15 protein-coding genes are annotated in these 15,164 nt (G+C 65.1%); 2 read left to right on the top strand and 13 right to left on the bottom strand.

Features of this window, described 5'->3' with window-relative positions; all coding sequences use genetic code 11:
• Positions 1–20 precede the first annotated feature (20 nt).
• The 5 genes from BMZ97_RS21785 to BMZ97_RS21765 form a co-directional block, all read right to left on the bottom strand.
• On the bottom strand, positions 21–923 hold the full coding sequence (locus tag BMZ97_RS21785) for an ABC transporter permease (protein ID WP_244546538.1): 903 nt from the start codon (positions 921–923) through the stop codon (positions 21–23).
• The gene (locus BMZ97_RS21780; protein WP_092174554.1) at positions 916–1,863 is read right to left on the bottom strand and encodes an ABC transporter permease; all 948 of its coding nucleotides are present in this window, start codon (positions 1,861–1,863) and stop codon (positions 916–918) included. The genes BMZ97_RS21785 and BMZ97_RS21780 overlap by 8 nt, the downstream gene beginning before the upstream one ends.
• A 261-nt stretch (positions 1,864–2,124) precedes the next feature.
• Entirely contained in the window at positions 2,125–3,630 is a 1,506-nt protein-coding gene (locus BMZ97_RS21775) for an ABC transporter substrate-binding protein (protein WP_092174551.1), read from the bottom strand.
• A gap of 295 nt (positions 3,631–3,925) precedes the next feature.
• Positions 3,926–4,198, bottom strand: a complete 273-nt coding sequence (locus BMZ97_RS21770; protein ID WP_092174549.1) for a heavy-metal-associated domain-containing protein — start codon at positions 4,196–4,198, stop codon at positions 3,926–3,928.
• A 65-nt stretch (positions 4,199–4,263) separates the two neighbouring features.
• Positions 4,264–6,414, bottom strand: coding sequence for a heavy metal translocating P-type ATPase (locus BMZ97_RS21765; RefSeq protein WP_280141772.1), 2,151 nt, complete (start codon positions 6,412–6,414; stop codon positions 4,264–4,266).
• Positions 6,415–6,483: 69 nt separating this feature from the next.
• On the opposite strand from BMZ97_RS21765, the gene BMZ97_RS31620 reads away from it, so the two are divergent.
• Positions 6,484–6,828, top strand: coding sequence for a hypothetical protein (locus BMZ97_RS31620; protein ID WP_244546536.1), 345 nt, complete (start codon positions 6,484–6,486; stop codon positions 6,826–6,828).
• Between the two features lie 100 nt (positions 6,829–6,928).
• Positions 6,929–7,159: a hypothetical protein gene (locus BMZ97_RS31615; RefSeq protein ID WP_244546535.1), complete on the top strand. Its 231-nt coding sequence runs from the start codon at positions 6,929–6,931 to the stop codon at positions 7,157–7,159.
• Between the two features lie 136 nt (positions 7,160–7,295).
• On the opposite strand, the gene BMZ97_RS21760 is transcribed toward BMZ97_RS31615, so the two are convergent.
• The 8 genes from BMZ97_RS21760 to BMZ97_RS21725 all read right to left on the bottom strand — a co-directional run bounded on the left by BMZ97_RS21760 (position 7,296) and on the right by BMZ97_RS21725 (position 15,047).
• Positions 7,296–8,327 carry an L-idonate 5-dehydrogenase gene (locus tag BMZ97_RS21760; RefSeq protein ID WP_092174542.1) on the bottom strand — a complete coding sequence of 344 codons (1,032 nt, stop codon included), beginning with the start codon at positions 8,325–8,327 and terminating at the stop codon, positions 7,296–7,298.
• Between the two features lie 14 nt (positions 8,328–8,341).
• The gene (locus BMZ97_RS21755) at positions 8,342–9,529 is read right to left on the bottom strand and encodes an ABC transporter ATP-binding protein (RefSeq protein WP_092174539.1); all 1,188 of its coding nucleotides are present in this window, start codon (positions 9,527–9,529) and stop codon (positions 8,342–8,344) included.
• 13 nt (positions 9,530–9,542) lie between these two features.
• Positions 9,543–10,370 (bottom strand): carbohydrate ABC transporter permease, encoded by an 828-nt coding sequence (locus BMZ97_RS21750; RefSeq protein WP_092174537.1) that lies wholly within the window; start codon positions 10,368–10,370, stop codon positions 9,543–9,545.
• A complete protein-coding gene (locus BMZ97_RS21745; RefSeq protein WP_244546534.1) occupies positions 10,370–11,320 on the bottom strand; it encodes a carbohydrate ABC transporter permease in 951 nt (316 codons plus the stop codon). The genes BMZ97_RS21750 and BMZ97_RS21745 overlap by 1 nt, the downstream gene beginning before the upstream one ends.
• A 4-nt stretch (positions 11,321–11,324) precedes the next feature.
• Positions 11,325–12,557 (bottom strand): ABC transporter substrate-binding protein, encoded by a 1,233-nt coding sequence (locus BMZ97_RS21740; RefSeq protein WP_092174534.1) that lies wholly within the window; start codon positions 12,555–12,557, stop codon positions 11,325–11,327.
• 432 nt (positions 12,558–12,989) lie between these two features.
• Entirely contained in the window at positions 12,990–13,721 is a 732-nt protein-coding gene (locus BMZ97_RS21735) for an amino acid ABC transporter ATP-binding protein (RefSeq protein ID WP_092174532.1), read from the bottom strand.
• The gene (locus BMZ97_RS21730; protein WP_092174762.1) at positions 13,702–14,355 is read right to left on the bottom strand and encodes an amino acid ABC transporter permease; all 654 of its coding nucleotides are present in this window, start codon (positions 14,353–14,355) and stop codon (positions 13,702–13,704) included. Before BMZ97_RS21730 ends, BMZ97_RS21735 begins: the two co-directional genes overlap by 20 nt.
• On the bottom strand, positions 14,355–15,047 hold the full coding sequence (locus BMZ97_RS21725) for an amino acid ABC transporter permease (RefSeq protein WP_244546533.1): 693 nt from the start codon (positions 15,045–15,047) through the stop codon (positions 14,355–14,357). Before BMZ97_RS21725 ends, BMZ97_RS21730 begins: the two co-directional genes overlap by 1 nt.
• Between the last annotated feature and the right edge of the window lie 117 nt (positions 15,048–15,164).

Genomic DNA, 15,164 nt, shown 5'->3' with positions numbered 1-15,164 from the left:
CTCGTTGGCGGCTGGTGCGATCATGCCTGGTCTCCCGCCGTCTTGCGCTTGGTCTCCAGGCCCTGACCGATCCAGGTCACGCTGAGCGCGGTCAGGAAGATCGCGAGTCCCGGACAGATGACGAGCAGTGGGGCGCGCTCAAGATAGGGCTGGGAGCTCGCCATCATCGCCGCCCAGTCGGCATGGGGCGGCTGGACGCCGAGCCCGATGAAGGACAGGCCGCCGACGGTGATGAGCTTGTGGCCGAAGCGGAGGAACCCCATCGCCGCCAGGGGCCGGATCGCGTTGGGGATGATGTGGCGCAGGATGATGAAGCGGCGCGAACAGCCCAGAATCTCCGCCGCCCGGATATAGGATTTGGCGTTGATCTCGATGGCGAGCCCGCGCGCCAGCCGGGCGAAGGGCGTCCAGCTCACCACCGTCAGCGCCACGATCAGCGTGCCATAGCCCGGCCCCATCAGCGCGATCAGGAAGATCGCCACGACGACATCGGGAAAGGAGATCAGCAGATCGACGATCCGCATCGTGATCTCGTCGACGAAGCCGCCCTGACGCGCGCTGATCACGCCGATCACCGTGCCGATCACCGCCGACAAGACCAGGGTCACCGCTGCGATGATGATGGCGAAATGGCCACCGACCAGGAGGCGGCTTAGCTGGTCGCGGCCGAGATGGTCGGTGCCCAGCCAATGCCGGCTGCTCGGCCCCTGCAAGCGCTGCAGCAGGCTCTGCGCGGCGGGATCATAAGGCGTCAGCCAATGCGCGCAGCAGAGCATCAGCAGGACGATCGCGAACATCACCACGCCGGCGGAGAAGACCCAGTGCCGCTGGCGCGCAAAGCCTAGCGCGCGGCGCAGTAAGGACGGGGGCGAGGCAGCCCTGTTCGCGACATCGAAGAGCGGTGCGGCCATGGCGTCAGGCATGTGCATGGGCCATCCTCACCATCGGATTGAGCACCGCGTAGAGAATGTCTGCAAGCGTATTGATCAGCACCGACAAGGCGACGATCGCGACGAAGCTCGCTTGCAGAACCGGAATATCCTTGTTGATCACCGCCTCGTAGATCAATCGGCCCATGCCGGGGATGGCGAAGATGACCTCGACCACGACCGAGCCGCCGAGCAGGCCGGCAAGCCAGAGCGCAAACAATGTGACCACGGGAATGGCACCGTTGCGCACGCCATGGCGCAGCACCGTCTGCGTCATGCCCAGGCCCCGGCTGCGCGCAGCGGTAATGTAGGGAGCCTGCAGCACGTCGATCATCGCCGCGCGCGTCACCCTGGTGAAATAGGCCAAAGGCCGCAGCGCCAGCACCATCGCGGGGAGCACCAGCGACGACATGCCGTCCCAGCCGGCCGAAGGCAGCCAGCCGAGATACAGCGCGAACACCAGGATGCCCATCGGCGCCATCCAGTATTCGGGGATCGCGACCAGCGTCTGGGTGATGAAGGTCGCGGCAGTGTCGATGGGCCCGCCCGGTCTCGTCGCCGCCGCTGTGCCCAGCGGCACCGCGATGACGATGGCGATGCCGAGCGCCGACATTGCAAGCGTGATCGAGACGAGCAATGCACGGCCGATCTGGTCGATCACCGGAGCGCGGCTGGTGTAGGAGTAGCCGAAATCGCCATGCAGCGCTGCATTGAGCCAGCCGAGATATTGCGCGAGCAAGGAGCGATCGAGCCCGAGCTGATGGCGCAGCGCCTCGACCGCAGCCTGATCGACCTGGAAATCGGCCACGCGGGAACGCAGGACGAGCACGGCCGGGTCACCGTCGCTGAGATAGGGGATCAGAAAGGCGAAGACCGACACCACCAGCAATGTCAGCACGAGAACGGCCAGTCGGCGGGTAACGAAGAGCCACATGGCAGGTTCCTCTCCGCGGCTATGCTAAAAGTCTGGAGCATTGCTCCCGCGAAAAACCGGCGCCCCGTTTTTCGCACAATGCCCTCGATCACGTCGCATTCGGATGGAATCGTTCGAAGCGAAAAACGTGATCGATACTAAAAGGTGAGAGTATTGCTCTTGCGAAAAACCGGTACCCACTTTTTCGCGCAATACTCTCGGGTTAGTCGCGGAGGCGTCCGCGCGGATCGCAGGCGCCTCCGCTATTGGCGAAGCGGCAGCTCACTCGAGTGCGAGTTCTGGCGTCAGCGTATACTGATACAGCGGATGGATCTTGTAGTTGCGAACCTTCGTGCTGTAGGCGTCGTTGGCGGCCTCGTGGATGACGAAGATGTTCACCGCGTCGTTCTGCAAATCCTGAGCCAGTTCCGCATAAACGGCGTAGCGCTTGGCGGGATCGGCCTCGCCTGCGACCTTGGCCAGTTTCTCGTCGAACTTGGCGTTGCAGTAGTGCGACAGGTTGTACCCACCGCCGCAACCATAGTCCGATTGCAGATATCCCGCGGGATCGGCGACATCGACCATATGGCTGCGCGAGAGCAGCGCCAGATCATATTTCCCCGCGATAATATCAGGCTCCAGCGCCTTGTATTCGGCGACGCGGATATTGGCCTTGACGCCGATCGCATTGAACTGGTCCTGGAGGATCGCGGCGAGATCCTTGAACTCGATCTTCTCGACATAGGCGAAGAGATCGAGCGTCAGCGAACCGGGCTTGATGCCGGCCTCGGCCAGGAGGGCCTGCGCCTTCTTGGGATCATAGGCTGCGGGCTTGGCGCCCTTGGGAGCCCAGGGTTCGGTCGGAGCGAAGGGGCCGACAGCCGGCTGCACCGAGCCTTCATAGACGCTGGCCGCGATGCCCTGGAGATCGAGCGCCATCTGCAGGGCCTGACGGACCTTGGGATTGTCGAGCGGCGCCTTCTTCGTGTTGATCAGCAAGGTGCTGGTGCGCGGCGTGGCGATGCTCTCGATCTTGAGGCCAGCGGTCGATTTCAGCGTGGCCAGCGTGGAGGCCGGCACCGCCCCGCCGACATGGGCCTCGCCGGTGCGCACCTGCGTGGCGCGGACATTGGCGTCAGGGATGAACTTGATCTCGACTTCCGCCAGCTTGACCGCCCCGCCCCAGTATTTGTCGTTGCGTTTCAGCGACATGCCTTGCTGGCCGTTGACCCGGGTGATGACGAATGGGCCGGTGCAGGTGCCGACAGGGTCGATCTTGCCGTCCTTATAGGCCGCTGGCGAGAGGATGCCGGTATTGGCCGCAGCCAACCGCAGCGGCGTCAGCACAGAGGCAACGGGCGTGGTCACGCGCACCGTGTCCTCATTGATCGCCTCCACCGACTTGATCAGCTTGGGCGAGAAGGCGCGGGCCGGCGCGGTGACCTTGAGCACCGCATTGAGCGCGGCAGCGGCGTTTGCTGCCGTCAGCGCCTGGCCGTCCTGAAAGCTGACGCCCTTGCGCAAGGTGAAATCCCAGGTATCGGGAGCGGTTTGCGTCCATGAGGTCGCGAGCGCAGGTTTCAGCTTGCCGTCGAAATCGATGCGCGTCAGCATTTCCAGGCAACCCGCCTTTGACAGCACGTTGGCGTCATCGGTTTCGAGCGCAAAGCCGGCGCGCGGCGGGAAATTCTCGGCGATGACGAATTTTCCGCCGCCCTGCGCGAAAGCTGCACCCGCAACGCCCAGAGTGTAGAGGAAGGATGCAACAAGCCCTGCTCGCGTAATCATGCTGACGACTCCGTTGTTGTTCGCTGTTCCCGTCTCGCCGACTTGCTCTCGCGGTATCGGAGGGAACGCCCGCGAAGGCGGTCTCGCCGAGTTCATGATGCCGTCGATCTGATATGTTATAATATTAATATACGATAGCTCTCCCGCATGTCTTGCCGGGCCGGCCCGCTCGCTTTCACGGACGGCTCAGTCGCGGGAGCCGTCCGTCTTGTCGCAATTCGAGACCCAGCCAGGGGTCCCGTATTGTATGGAATTTCTCGCCGACGCCCGAGATTCAGGCAGTGCCTGGCGGATTTCAGGCAGAAGCGCCTGCCAGTAGCGGCGTATAGCCGGCCTTGGTCACGATCGCCTGGATCGCGGCGCTGTCGCTGGCGCCGGTGATGGTGACACGCTTGGAGGCTGGGTCGGCGGTGACGGAGGAGCCCGGCAGCGCCTGCTCGATCGCGCCCTTGATCGTGCCGGCGCAGTGGCCGCAGGTCATGTCGTCGACGAGGAGGATCACCGCCTGGTCCGGCGTCGCGCCGGTCTCAGTCTTGGTGGGGGCCGCATGCTGGCTGCATGAACACATGAGAAAGCGTCCTTTGTGGTTTGGCTGATGGTGGGATCAGGCTGCGGCTTGCCCTGATGGGAAGGTCAAGCGTGTTCAGGCGAAAAATTTCGCGTCACGGGCACGGCGGTCTGTGGGCTGTCCTCGCCCTTGAAGAAACCCAGCAACCTCAGTGCGTTGAGCGTGACAAGAACCGTCGCCCCCGTATCCGCCAGGACCGCGATCCAGAGCCCGGTCGCGCCGATGATCGTGGTGACGAGGAAGAGCAGCTTCAGCCCGAGCGCAATGACGATGTTCTGGCGGATATTGGCCATGGTCGCGCGCGACAGCCGGATCAGCCTGACGACATCGCCGACGCGGCTCTTCAGCAAGGCCGCGTCCGCGGCCTCGATGGCGACATCCGTGCCCGAGCCCATGGCGATGCCGGCATCGGCCGCAGCCAGCGCCGGCGCATCGTTGATGCCGTCGCCGACCATCACGACATGACCCGCCTGCCGCAAGGCGCGTACCGCCTCGACCTTGGCTTCGGGCATCATCTCGGCCTGGACCTCGATGCCGAGTTGGCCGCCGATAGCCTCGCCGGTGCGGCGGTTGTCGCCCGTCAGCATGACCGCGCGCAGGCCGAGCGCCTTGAGCTCCGCGATCGCGGTGCGGGCGTCCGGGCGCGGCTCGTCGCGCAGGGCGATCACCCCGGCGACGATCTCGCCCTCGAGCACGACCACGACGGTCTTGCCTTGTGCCTCCAGTGCCGCGATCCGCTCATTCATCTCGGCCGGCAGCGCCGTCCGCTCAGCCGCGAAGCGTGGCGCGCCGATGAAGATCGGGGTTTCGCCCAAAAAGGCTTCCATGCCCTTGCCGGGAATGGCGCGCGTGGCCGAGACCACGAGCTTGACAGCCCGGTCGTCCTGCGCCCGCGCCACGATGGCTTCCGCCAGCGGATGGCTGGATTCGCGCTCGACCGCGCCAGCCAGTGCCAACAGGCGGCCGGCATTGGCAGCGCCCGGCACGATGTCGGTCACCACCGGCCTGCCCCAGGTCAGCGTGCCCGTCTTGTCGAAGGCGACGATCTGGGTGCGGGCCAGCGCCTCGACCACCGCGCCGCCCTTGACCAGCAGGCCGCGCCTGGCCGCCATCGACAGGCTTGAGGCGATCGCGGCAGGCACAGAAATGACGAGCGCGCAGGGGCAGCCGATCAGCAGCAGCGTCAGGCCGCGATAGATCCAGACCGACCACTCCGCACCGGCAAACAGCGGCGGCAGCACGGCGACGAGCAGCGACAGGCCGACGATGCAAGGCATGTAGATGCGCGAGAAGCGATCGATGAAGCGCTCGGTGGGGGCCTTGGCGTCCTGCGCCTCCTCGACCAGCGCCACGATGCGGGCGATGGTGTTGTCCTCCGGCGCACGCTCGACCTTGATGCGCAGCGCCGCTTCCTGGTTGATCGAGCCGGCGAAGATAGCCGCTCCCGGCTCCTTGCCTTTGGGCACGGATTCGCCGGTGATCGGCGATTCGTCGACGCTGGAGAACCCGGCGACCACGCTGCCATCGGCAGGGACACGGTCGCCCGGCCGCACCAGCGCGATCTGTCCGATCCGCAGCGAGGCGGCAGCGACTTCGCGCACGCTGCCGCCCTCATCGAGCAAAGCCGTCTTGGGCACCAGCGCCGCAAGCGCGCGTATGCCGGAGCGCGCCTTGTTGGCGGCAACGCCTTCGAGCACCTCGCCGACGGCGAAAAGGAAGACGACGACGGCCGCCTCCTCGATCGCCCCGATGAAGAGCGCGCCGGCGGCGGCGATCGTCATCAGCATCTCGATGGTGAAGGGCGCGCCTGCAAGCGCGGCCATCACGGCACGCTTGGCGATCGGCGCCACGGCGATAACCGTCGCGAGCGCGAAGACCGCGAAGGCGGCCTGCGGAAAGACCAGGCCAACAGCATAGGCGGCGGCCAGAAGCAGGCCGGCCGTGATCGCCACCCTGCCCTTCGACGTCGTCCACCAGCGGCGCGGCGCCTCGGGCGTCGCAATCGGGGCGTCCTCGCTCACAGTTGAGGGCACAGTAAGCAGCGTCGGCTTGTAGCCGAGGCGGCTGAGCTGAGTATCGATCGCCGCAACCCCGGCGCTGTCGGCGGCAAGGCGCAAGGACAAGGTCTCGTTGGTGATCGAGATCTTCAGATCACTGACCCCCGGCATCTTTTCCAGAGCCGTCCGGATGGTCGCCGCGCAGCTGCCGCAATCCATGCCGGCGACCTTCCAGCTCAGCGCATCGGCTGCGACGACCTCGGCAGCCCGGTTTGCAGAGGCGTGGGCATGGGCGTGATCGTGGCCGTGGTGATCATGGCCGCAAGCGGAATGGTCGTGCGCGTGCTGTTCGACAGGTTTGCGAGCCGGCGCAGCATGGTCATGGCCGCAGCCACACTCATCCGCGGCAGCTTGCACGGGCGCATCGCCATGAGCGGCGTGGTCATGAGCGTGGTGATCATGCCCGCAAGCAGAGTGGTCGTGCGCATGCTGTTCGGCGGGCTTTGGAGCCGGCGCGGCATGGTCATGGCCGCAGCCACACTCATCCACCGCTGCTTGCGCGGGCGCGTGGCCAAGAACGTCGTGATCATGAGCCTTGTGGTCATGAGCGCCGTGGTCATGGTCACACGCTGAGTGGTCATGCGCGTGATGGTCGTGGCTGCGGGCTTCTGCCGGCTTTGCTTTGGCGGCCTGCAATGTCGGCCCGAAGCCCAACCGCTTCACGCGCGCCTCGATGGCGTCCGCAGTCGTGGTTCCCTCCGCCAAGGCCAGGCTCAGCGTCTCCTTGGTCACGGAAATCTTGATGTCGGAGACGCCCGGCAGCTTTTCGAGCGCGGTCCGGATGGTCGAGGCGCAGCTGCCGCAATCCATGCCATCGACCTTCCAGGTGATGGATTTCGACTGCGATTCCAGTCCCTTGAGGGCTTCCGCGGGCAGCGTCATCACAAATCTCCTTGACCAGTGATGACGAGCTTAATTGCTCTAGTCACTAGAGGTTCAAGGGGTATTTTGCAGGCTATGCGGGATTTTCCTCGATCGGGAGAAGGCGCGATCGCAGGCCCGATTCATGGCCAGCGACCGCACCGTCCCGGATTTGGACCTCAGAACGCCAGCTGCACCTTCATCGCGCGCGATCGGTCTGCGGCGAGTTCGAAGGCCTCGACCGCACGCTCGAACGGCAAGGTGGCGCTGACCAGCGGCTTCAGATCGACGAGACCATTGCTCATCAGATCGACCGCGAGCTGGAACTCCGCGTCAAAGCGGAAGGTGCCGTGCAGGCGCAGTTCCTTGGCAACGATGAGGTTCATCGGCAGGGTCACGTCGCCGCCGAGACCGACCTGCACGATGACGCCGCCAGGACGCATGGCATCGAGCGCACCCGCCAAAGCGCGGCCATTGCCCGAGGCTTCGAACAGGACGTCGAAGCTGCCCTTGTCGGCGGTATAGGCCCCGAGCGCTTCAGGCTGCGCCGCGATGTTGACCGCCTGCGTGGCACCAAGTGCCCGGGCCGTCACTAGGGGCGCATCCGCGACATCGGTCGCGAGGATCTCGGCCGCCCCGCCCAGGCGCGCGACCACGATGCAGAGTGCGCCGATCGGCCCGCAGCCCGTCACCAGCACGCGCTTGCCAAGCAGCGGTCCAGCCTGCTTGCCGGCATGCAGGCAGACGGCGAAGGGCTCCGCCATCGCGGCTTCGCCCATGCTGACAGTGTCGCCGACGGGCACCGCCTGATAGGCGTTGACGGTCAGGCTTTGCCGGAAGCCGCCCTGGGCATGGGGGAAGCGCATCGCGCTGCCGATGAACTGCATGTTCAGGCATTCATGGCGCATGCCTTCATGGCAATAGCGGCAGGCATTGCAGGGCTGGCTCGGATTGACCGCGACGCGCATGCCGAGAACGAGGTGCGAGACGCCCTCGCCGATCTCCTCGATCACGCCGGCGATCTCGTGGCCGAGCGCCATGGGCTGCTTGATCCGCACCGTGCCGAAGCCGCCGTGCTGGTAGTAATGCAGATCCGACCCGCAAATGCCACCGGCGGCGATGCGGATGCGGACCTGGCCGGCTTCAGGCGCAACGACTGCGATATCCTCGATCCTGAGATCGCGAGGGGCGTGAATGATGACGCCTTTCATCGGGATGGCCTCCTTCAAGCCGCCAAAGCGAGACCGGCGCGCAGTTGCTCGCCCGTGCTACGGGAGAACAGCACGGCCTCGGAGAGATCCAGCACGACCGAGACCGGATCGCCGGCCTTGAGCTCGCTATAGCCTTGCGTGGTGATCATGATCTCGCCCGCCACCGCGCCTTCCTCGTCATGAGCAGTCGCCGCATGGCTCAGCTTGACGGCGACGACCGATTCCGCGCCGACATGCTCGACGAGGCTGACCGTACCGGCGAGTTGGCCCTGGCCGCCGGACGCGGCCAGCGTCAGAGCGTTGGGGCGGATGCCGAGCAGGACCGGGTCGCGCCCGGCCTCGCGACCGGCCGCCGCCAGCGCCTGCGGCAAAGGCAGGTTCGCCTCGCCGAGCTTGATCATGCCGGCATCGACGCGGCCCTCGATCAGATTCATCGGCGGGGTGCCGATGAAGCGCGCGACATAGGTATTGGCAGGCGAAGTGTAGATCTCGCGCGGCGTGCCGAATTGCTGGATCACACCGTCGCGCATTAGGGCGATGCGGGTACCCATGGTCATGGCCTCGACCTGATCATGCGTCACATAGACGAAGGTGCCACCGACGCGCTGGTGCAGCCGCGTGATTTCCGCCCGCATCGCCGAGCGCAGCTTGGCGTCGAGATTGGAGAGCGGCTCGTCCATCAGGAAGACCTCGGGTTGGCGCACCATGGCGCGCCCCAGCGCGACGCGCTGGCGCTGCCCGCCCGAGAGCGTGCGCGGGTAGCGGTCGAGCATCTCGGTCAGGGAGAGCGTCCGCGCCGTCTTCTCGACGAGTTCACTGACGGCCGGCGAGCGCTCGATGCGGCGCTTGGCAAGCCCGCCCAGGAGCGGGATGTGGAACCACCATTTGAACTGCCGCATGATCAGCGGGAAGGCGATGTTCCGCCGCACGCTCATATGCGGATAGAGCGCATAGGACTGGAAGACGAAGGCCATGTCGCGGGCGCTGGGCGGCAATTGGTCGACGCGTCGACCGCCGACATGGATTTCACCGCTGGTTGCGGTCTCCAGGCCGGCCAACATGCGCAGCAGCGTGGACTTACCGCAGCCTGAGGGCCCGAGCAGTACAAGGAACTCGCCGTCCTCGACCTTCATGTCGATGTCGGAGATCGCGACCTTGTTGCCGAAATGCTTGGCGACGTGGTTGAGCGTGATCGAGGCCATTTATGTTTCTTTCTCAGCCCTTGACGCTGCCGGCGGTCATGCCGGCGACGACATAGCGCTGGACCATCAGGTAAAAGGCGACGGCCGGCAGCGTGTACATCACGCCGATGGCCATGACGGTGTGGATCGGGGTCGAAAGCTCGCCGACGAAGCTGGCGAGGCCGACCGAAGCGGTGCGCAGCTCCTGGCTCAGCACCAGCGTCTGCGCGAAGACGTACTCGTTCCAGCCGTGGAAGAACGCGATCACCGACGCCGCCGCAAGCGTCGGCGCCACCACCGGCAGGACGATGCCGAGCACGATGTCGATGCGCGAGCAGCCGTCGATGCGCGCCGCTTCCTCGATCTCGATCGGCACGCCATCAATCGCGCCCTTCAGAATCCAGGTGATGACCGGGACCGTGAAGGCCGCATTGGCGAGGATCAGTCCGCCGAGCGTGTCGAGCAGCAGGAGCTTGGCGAAGATCGCGTAGAGCGGCACGACCAGCATCGCCTCCGGCAGCATCTGCGTGGCGAAGAGCACGAAGCCAAGCAGGCCCTTGCCGCGGAATTTGAAGCGCGACAGCGCATAGGCCGGCAGGATCGCCAGCAGGATCGACAGCACCATCGTACCGACCGCGACGATGGCGCTGTTCCTCAGCCAGAGCAGCACGCTCGTCTTGGCGAAGGTCTCGGCGTAGTTGAACGCCTGGCTCGGGTCGGGGAGCATCTGCGGCCGGTCGGCGAAGAGGTTCGCCGAGGAGGTCAGCGAGGTGACCACCATCCAGTAGATCGGGAACAGCGCGGCGCTGAGCAGCACCATGATCAGCGCCATGCGCACGGCGTGGGAGGCGGGCGATCTCATCAGCGACGCCCCTGCGCGCGTTCGGTGCGCTGCGTGTACCAGAAGTAGACGAAGGTCACGACAAGGGCGATCGTGAGACCGATCATGCCGACCGCGGCGGCCTCGCCGAGCTCGCGGGTAACGAAGCCGCGCGTATAGAGCTCGATGACGAGCGTCTTGGTCGCGCCGATCGGCCCGCCCTGCGTCATCACCCAGATCAGGTCGAAGCGGCGCAGCGACCAGATCGTGACGAAGAGCGCGAGCAGCGCGACGGTCGGCTGGATCGTCGGCCAGACGGCCACCTTGAAGACGCTGAGCCGGTCCGCCCCGTCCATCGTCGCCGCTTCCCGCACCTCCTCCGAGACGCCCTGCAGAGCCGCGAGCAGCACGACCGAGGCGAAGGGGAAGATCTGCCAGACCGTGGTGAACAGGATCGCCGGCATGGCGAGCTTGGGATTGTCGAGCCAGCTCTCATAGCCGATCTCGAAGTCCATCAGCTTCAGGACGTGGTTGAAGATGCCGTACTGGGCGTTGAGCATCCAAGCGAAGATCGTGGCGACGGCAACGGGCGGCGCCGCCCAGGGCACGGTGACGAGCGCTCGCGCCAGCCCACGCCCGCGGAACGGCCGGTCGAGCAGCAGCGCCGCCCCCAAACCCAGCGCGATCGCGCAGACGACGCAGGCGACGGTATAGAGCGCCGTGATCCAGAGCACCGAGGCAAAATCGCTGGAGGTTGCGAGGTCGCGATAGTTACGCAGGCCGACATAGCGAGCATCCTGCGGCGCCAGCAGCGAGGTCTGCGTGAAGCTGAGCACGAATTCGCTCAGCAGCGGATAGCCCTGGAACACCGCCAGATAAAGCGCGACCGGCGCGATGAAGAGATAAGGCGTCCAGCGACTCTCCCGGTCTCGCCCCCCGCTTCGCGGGGAGCGGCCGGCCATCGCCGTGCCGAGCTTGGCGGCGTCCGTCATGGCTTCACTGCCGCTCGATGCGCTTCAGCGACAGCGACTGCGCCTCGTCCAGCGTCTTCTGGACATCAGCGTTGCCGACCAGGATCTTCAGCACCTGCTCGACGACAATCTGCTGGATTTCCAGCGTCTTGGTCTCGAAGCCGAGCACAAGTTGCGGCAGCGCATAGGGTGTCTGCGCGTCGTAGACGCCGAGCCACGGCGAACGCTCCAGATCCGCCTTCGGCCGCTCGACCGGGGTCGCGACGCTCGCGGCGCCGAGGATGCCCTGCAGCTCGGACTGCGCGGCCTGCTGCAGCATCCAGTTGATGAAGACGCCGCAGGCTTTCTTGTTCTTGGTGTTGGCGTTGACCGACAATGCGGTCAGGATCAGGCCCTGCTGGCGGTTCGGGAAGGGCGAGGGCGCGGCGGCGAACTTCAGGTTGGGGTTCTGCGCGGCGAAGATGCCGGCGACGCCGCCATTGTCGATGTTCATGGCGATCTTGCCTTCCCAGAACATGCGCCGATAGGTCGCCGCATCGGCGCCCTTCGGGATCACCCCGGCATCGTAGACCTGCTTGTAGGCGGTGATGGCCTCGACGACCTTGGGGCTGTTGAGGGTGAGCTGCTTGCCGTCGGCCCAGTTGCCGCCGAAGCCGTAGACATAGTTCGTCAGGTCCTGCCAGAAGCCGGAACGCTCGGGCATCGTCGCGCGGAAGGCATAGCCGAACTGGCCCTTGCCCGTCGCCTCCTTCGCCGCGGCGAGGAACTCGGGGAAGGTCTTCGGCGGCTCGCCGCCTTTCAGCAGCGCCGGATTGTAGATGAGCTGGTAGTTGGCCAGCTCGAAGACGACGCCGTAGCGCTTGCCCTCGACGTTGAGGAACTTGTCCGGCGCCTGGAAGGTGTACTTGCTCGCGTCGACGATGTCGTCGATCGGCAGGATTCGCTTGGCGGGGAGGGCCGCGAAGAAGTCGGTCTGGTCGAAGCGCACGAGGTCCGGCCCACCGCCGCCGCCCATCTGCGTGAAGACGGTATTGGCGAGCTGGGAGAACGGGATCGCCACCGGCTGGACCTCGACCTTGTCCTGCGAGGCGTTGAACTTCTCGATCCAGGCCTTCAGCTTGTCGCCCCGGCCGGCTTCCGCAAAAGTCGCGGCCGCGAAGGTCACGGTCTCCTTGGCCTGCGCGAAGCTGCGCGTCACGTTCATGGCTGCGGCGCCCGATGCGGCCTGCAGCAATGTGCGTCTCGAAATCCCAGTCATGGCGTTCCTCCGATATGCCCCAATGGGCGAAAGCGCCCGGTTTTCCGGGTCGCGATGGTTGAAGCAGCTCGCTCAGCCGCGGATTTTTTGTCTCTCGCCACGTCAAACGGCATTCCAAATGCCGCTGCCCGTTCGATTCATGAAGTCCAGCCCGGACAACGGGCCGCATCTCCAGCCAGCGAAGGTGGGATGGAGCGCTCGCTCCCTCGGCGCCCCGGAATTCCCCCCGGGGCATGCCGTCTGACTTTCCTCCACTTCGGAACTTCTTAAGCCTGGTTCCATCGCGAGCGATGATAGACATATTGTGATATTTTACAATATGAGCCACCCCGCCATCATCGCGAAGAGCAGAGCGACGCAGCAATCCAGAGGGCCGTGCCCGACGTCTCCCTGGATTGCTTCACTTCGTTCCCGATGACGGTCGAAAACGCTCTAATGCGCGCCGGCGCTGACGAAATTGCGCAGTTCCGGCGTCTGCGGATCCGCGAACAGCGTCTTCGACGGCCCGCTTTCCCAGATCTTGCCCTGGTGCATGAACACCGTCGTGCTCGCCACGGTGCGGGCGAAATTCATTTCATGCGTCACCAGCAGCATGGTCATGCCGCCCTTGGCGAGCTTCTCCATCACCAGCAGCACCTCACCGGTCAGCTCCGGATCGAGCGCCGAGGTGACCTCGTCGAACAGCATCACCTTCGGGCGCATCGCCAGCGAACGGGCGATGGCGACGCGCTGCTGCTGCCCGCCCGAGAGATTATCGGGATAGCTGTCGAATTTCTCGGAGAGGCCGACCTGCGCCAGCACGTCGCGCGCCAGCGTCATCGCCTCGGCCGGCGAGACGCCCTGAGTGATGCGCGGCGAGAGCATGATGTTCTGCCCGACAGTCAGATGCGGGAAGAGGTTGTAGCTCTGGAAGACGATGCCGACATCCTTGCGCAATTCGCGCAGGCGCTTGGGGTCCTGGTCGACGTTGTGGCCGGCAACCTCGATGCGGCCGGCATGGAAGACCTCGAGCCCATTGATGCAGCGCAGCAGCGTGCTCTTGCCCGAGCCGGAGCGGCCAATGATCGCAACGACCTGGCCTGTGTCGACGCTGAGCGAGACGCCTTTCAGGACCTCGAGCGCGCCGAACTTCTTGTAGACGTCGTCAATGACTACGGCTGGCATTCATCACCTTTTCGAGATGTCGGCTGAGCCTGGAAAGCGGGAAGCAGATGGCGAAGTAGATCGCTCCCACCAGGGTGAAGATCTGGAAGGCCTGATAGGTCGCATTGTTGACCAGCATGCCGGCCCGCATCAGGTCGACGAAGCCGACGACCTGGACGATCGAGGTGTTCTTCACGAGCTGGACGAGGAAGCCGACTGTCGGTGGCAGCGAGATGCGCGCGGCCTGCGGCAGGATGATGTAGCGGTATTGCTGGCCGCGCGTCAGCGCCAGCGAGGCCGAGGCCTCCCATTGCTGGCGCGGCACGGATTCGATCGAGCCACGCCAGATCTCGGCGAGATAGGCCGAGACGTAGATCGCAAGCGAGGCCGACGCCGCAAGGAAGGGCGGCAGTTCGATGCCGACTGCCGAGAGCCCGTAATAGCTCATGAACAGCACCATGAGCACGGGAATGGACTGGATCACCAGGATGTAGCCCGCAGCGAAGCGGCGCAGCAGCTTCACCCGCGACAGCCGCATAATCGCGAGAACGCCGCCGAAGATGCCGCCGATGACGAAGGCAATGGCGGTGAGCGCGATTGTCCAGCTCGCGGCGCGAAGAATGAAATAGGCCTCGGGCCAACCGAAGGTCTGCATCAGGCGGCCTCCCCATGCGCTTCGGTGACACGGGCGAGCCCGGAGACCTGGGGGAAGATCCTGCGGCCGAGCCAGTTCAGGAAGAGCTTCAGCGAGAGCGCCAGCACGAGGTAGATCACGGTGACGATGATGTAGGTCTCGAAGCTGCGGAAGGTGTCCTGCTCGATGATCGCGGCCGTGCCGGAGAGCTCCTGCACCGAGACGAAAGAGCAGATGCTGGAGGCGAGCATCATCAGCACGAACTGGCTCGACAGCGCCGGCCAGACGCGAGCGAAGGCCGGCTGCAGCACGACATATTGGAAGACCTGGCGCCGGCTCATCGCCAGCGCCAGCCCGGCCTCGATTTGCGATTTGTGGATCGAGTCGACGCCGGCGCGGATGATCTCGGTCGCATAGGCGGCAAGATTGAGCGTCATCGCCAGCATGGAGGCTTCGAGGCCGTTCATGCGGATGCCGATCTGGGGCAGCCCGAAGAAGATCATGAAGAGCTGCACCAGGAAGGGTGTGTTGCGCATCAATTCGACATAGGCGTCGACGATGTAGCCGGCCCAGCTGCCCGCGAGGCTGCGCAGCGCGCTCATCAGCGTCGCCAGCACAAGGCCGAGCGCGATCGCGACGAAGGACAGCGCGATGGTGAGCATGACCCCGTTCAGGATCATGGGCCATTTGGAAATGACGTCTTGGAAGAGCAACAGCGCGCTCCTTCGGCCTTTGAGGTCGAGGACCACCGGCGCGACACGGGATATGTCGCACCGATGTTTCGGAGATCGAACGAAAGAGCCCCGAGCCCTCATCCCGAGGAGCGATCG

It is taken from the genome of Allobosea sp. OK403, from assembly GCF_900113835.1.
GTDB lineage: Bacteria > Pseudomonadota > Alphaproteobacteria > Rhizobiales > Beijerinckiaceae > Allobosea.
Note: the sequence above shows the minus strand (reverse complement) of the source record. Positions and strands in the feature narration are given on the sequence as shown.

Excerpts from the sequence above, each read along its gene's own strand:
- BMZ97_RS21785 (WP_244546538.1), bottom strand. The coding sequence starts at position 923 with ATGCCTGACGCCATGGCCGCACCGCTCTTCGATGTCGCGAACAGGGCT.
- BMZ97_RS21780 (WP_092174554.1), bottom strand. The coding sequence starts at position 1,863 with ATGTGGCTCTTCGTTACCCGCCGACTGGCCGTTCTCGTGCTGACATTG.
- BMZ97_RS21775 (WP_092174551.1), bottom strand. The coding sequence starts at position 3,630 with ATGATTACGCGAGCAGGGCTTGTTGCATCCTTCCTCTACACTCTGGGC.
- BMZ97_RS21770 (WP_092174549.1), bottom strand. The coding sequence starts at position 4,198 with ATGTGTTCATGCAGCCAGCATGCGGCCCCCACCAAGACTGAGACCGGC.
- BMZ97_RS21765 (WP_280141772.1), bottom strand. The coding sequence starts at position 6,414 with ATGGATTGCGGCAGCTGCGCGGCGACCATCCGGACGGCTCTGGAAAAG.
- BMZ97_RS31620 (WP_244546536.1), top strand. The coding sequence starts at position 6,484 with ATGGGCGTGATCGTGGCCGTGGTGATCATGGCCGCAAGCGGAATGGTC.
- BMZ97_RS31615 (WP_244546535.1), top strand. The coding sequence starts at position 6,929 with ATGGCGTCCGCAGTCGTGGTTCCCTCCGCCAAGGCCAGGCTCAGCGTC.
- BMZ97_RS21760 (WP_092174542.1), bottom strand. The coding sequence starts at position 8,327 with ATGAAAGGCGTCATCATTCACGCCCCTCGCGATCTCAGGATCGAGGAT.
- BMZ97_RS21755 (WP_092174539.1), bottom strand. The coding sequence starts at position 9,529 with ATGGCCTCGATCACGCTCAACCACGTCGCCAAGCATTTCGGCAACAAG.
- BMZ97_RS21750 (WP_092174537.1), bottom strand. The coding sequence starts at position 10,370 with ATGAGATCGCCCGCCTCCCACGCCGTGCGCATGGCGCTGATCATGGTG.
- BMZ97_RS21745 (WP_244546534.1), bottom strand. The coding sequence starts at position 11,320 with ATGACGGACGCCGCCAAGCTCGGCACGGCGATGGCCGGCCGCTCCCCG.
- BMZ97_RS21740 (WP_092174534.1), bottom strand. The coding sequence starts at position 12,557 with ATGACTGGGATTTCGAGACGCACATTGCTGCAGGCCGCATCGGGCGCC.
- BMZ97_RS21735 (WP_092174532.1), bottom strand. The coding sequence starts at position 13,721 with ATGCCAGCCGTAGTCATTGACGACGTCTACAAGAAGTTCGGCGCGCTC.
- BMZ97_RS21730 (WP_092174762.1), bottom strand. The coding sequence starts at position 14,355 with ATGCAGACCTTCGGTTGGCCCGAGGCCTATTTCATTCTTCGCGCCGCG.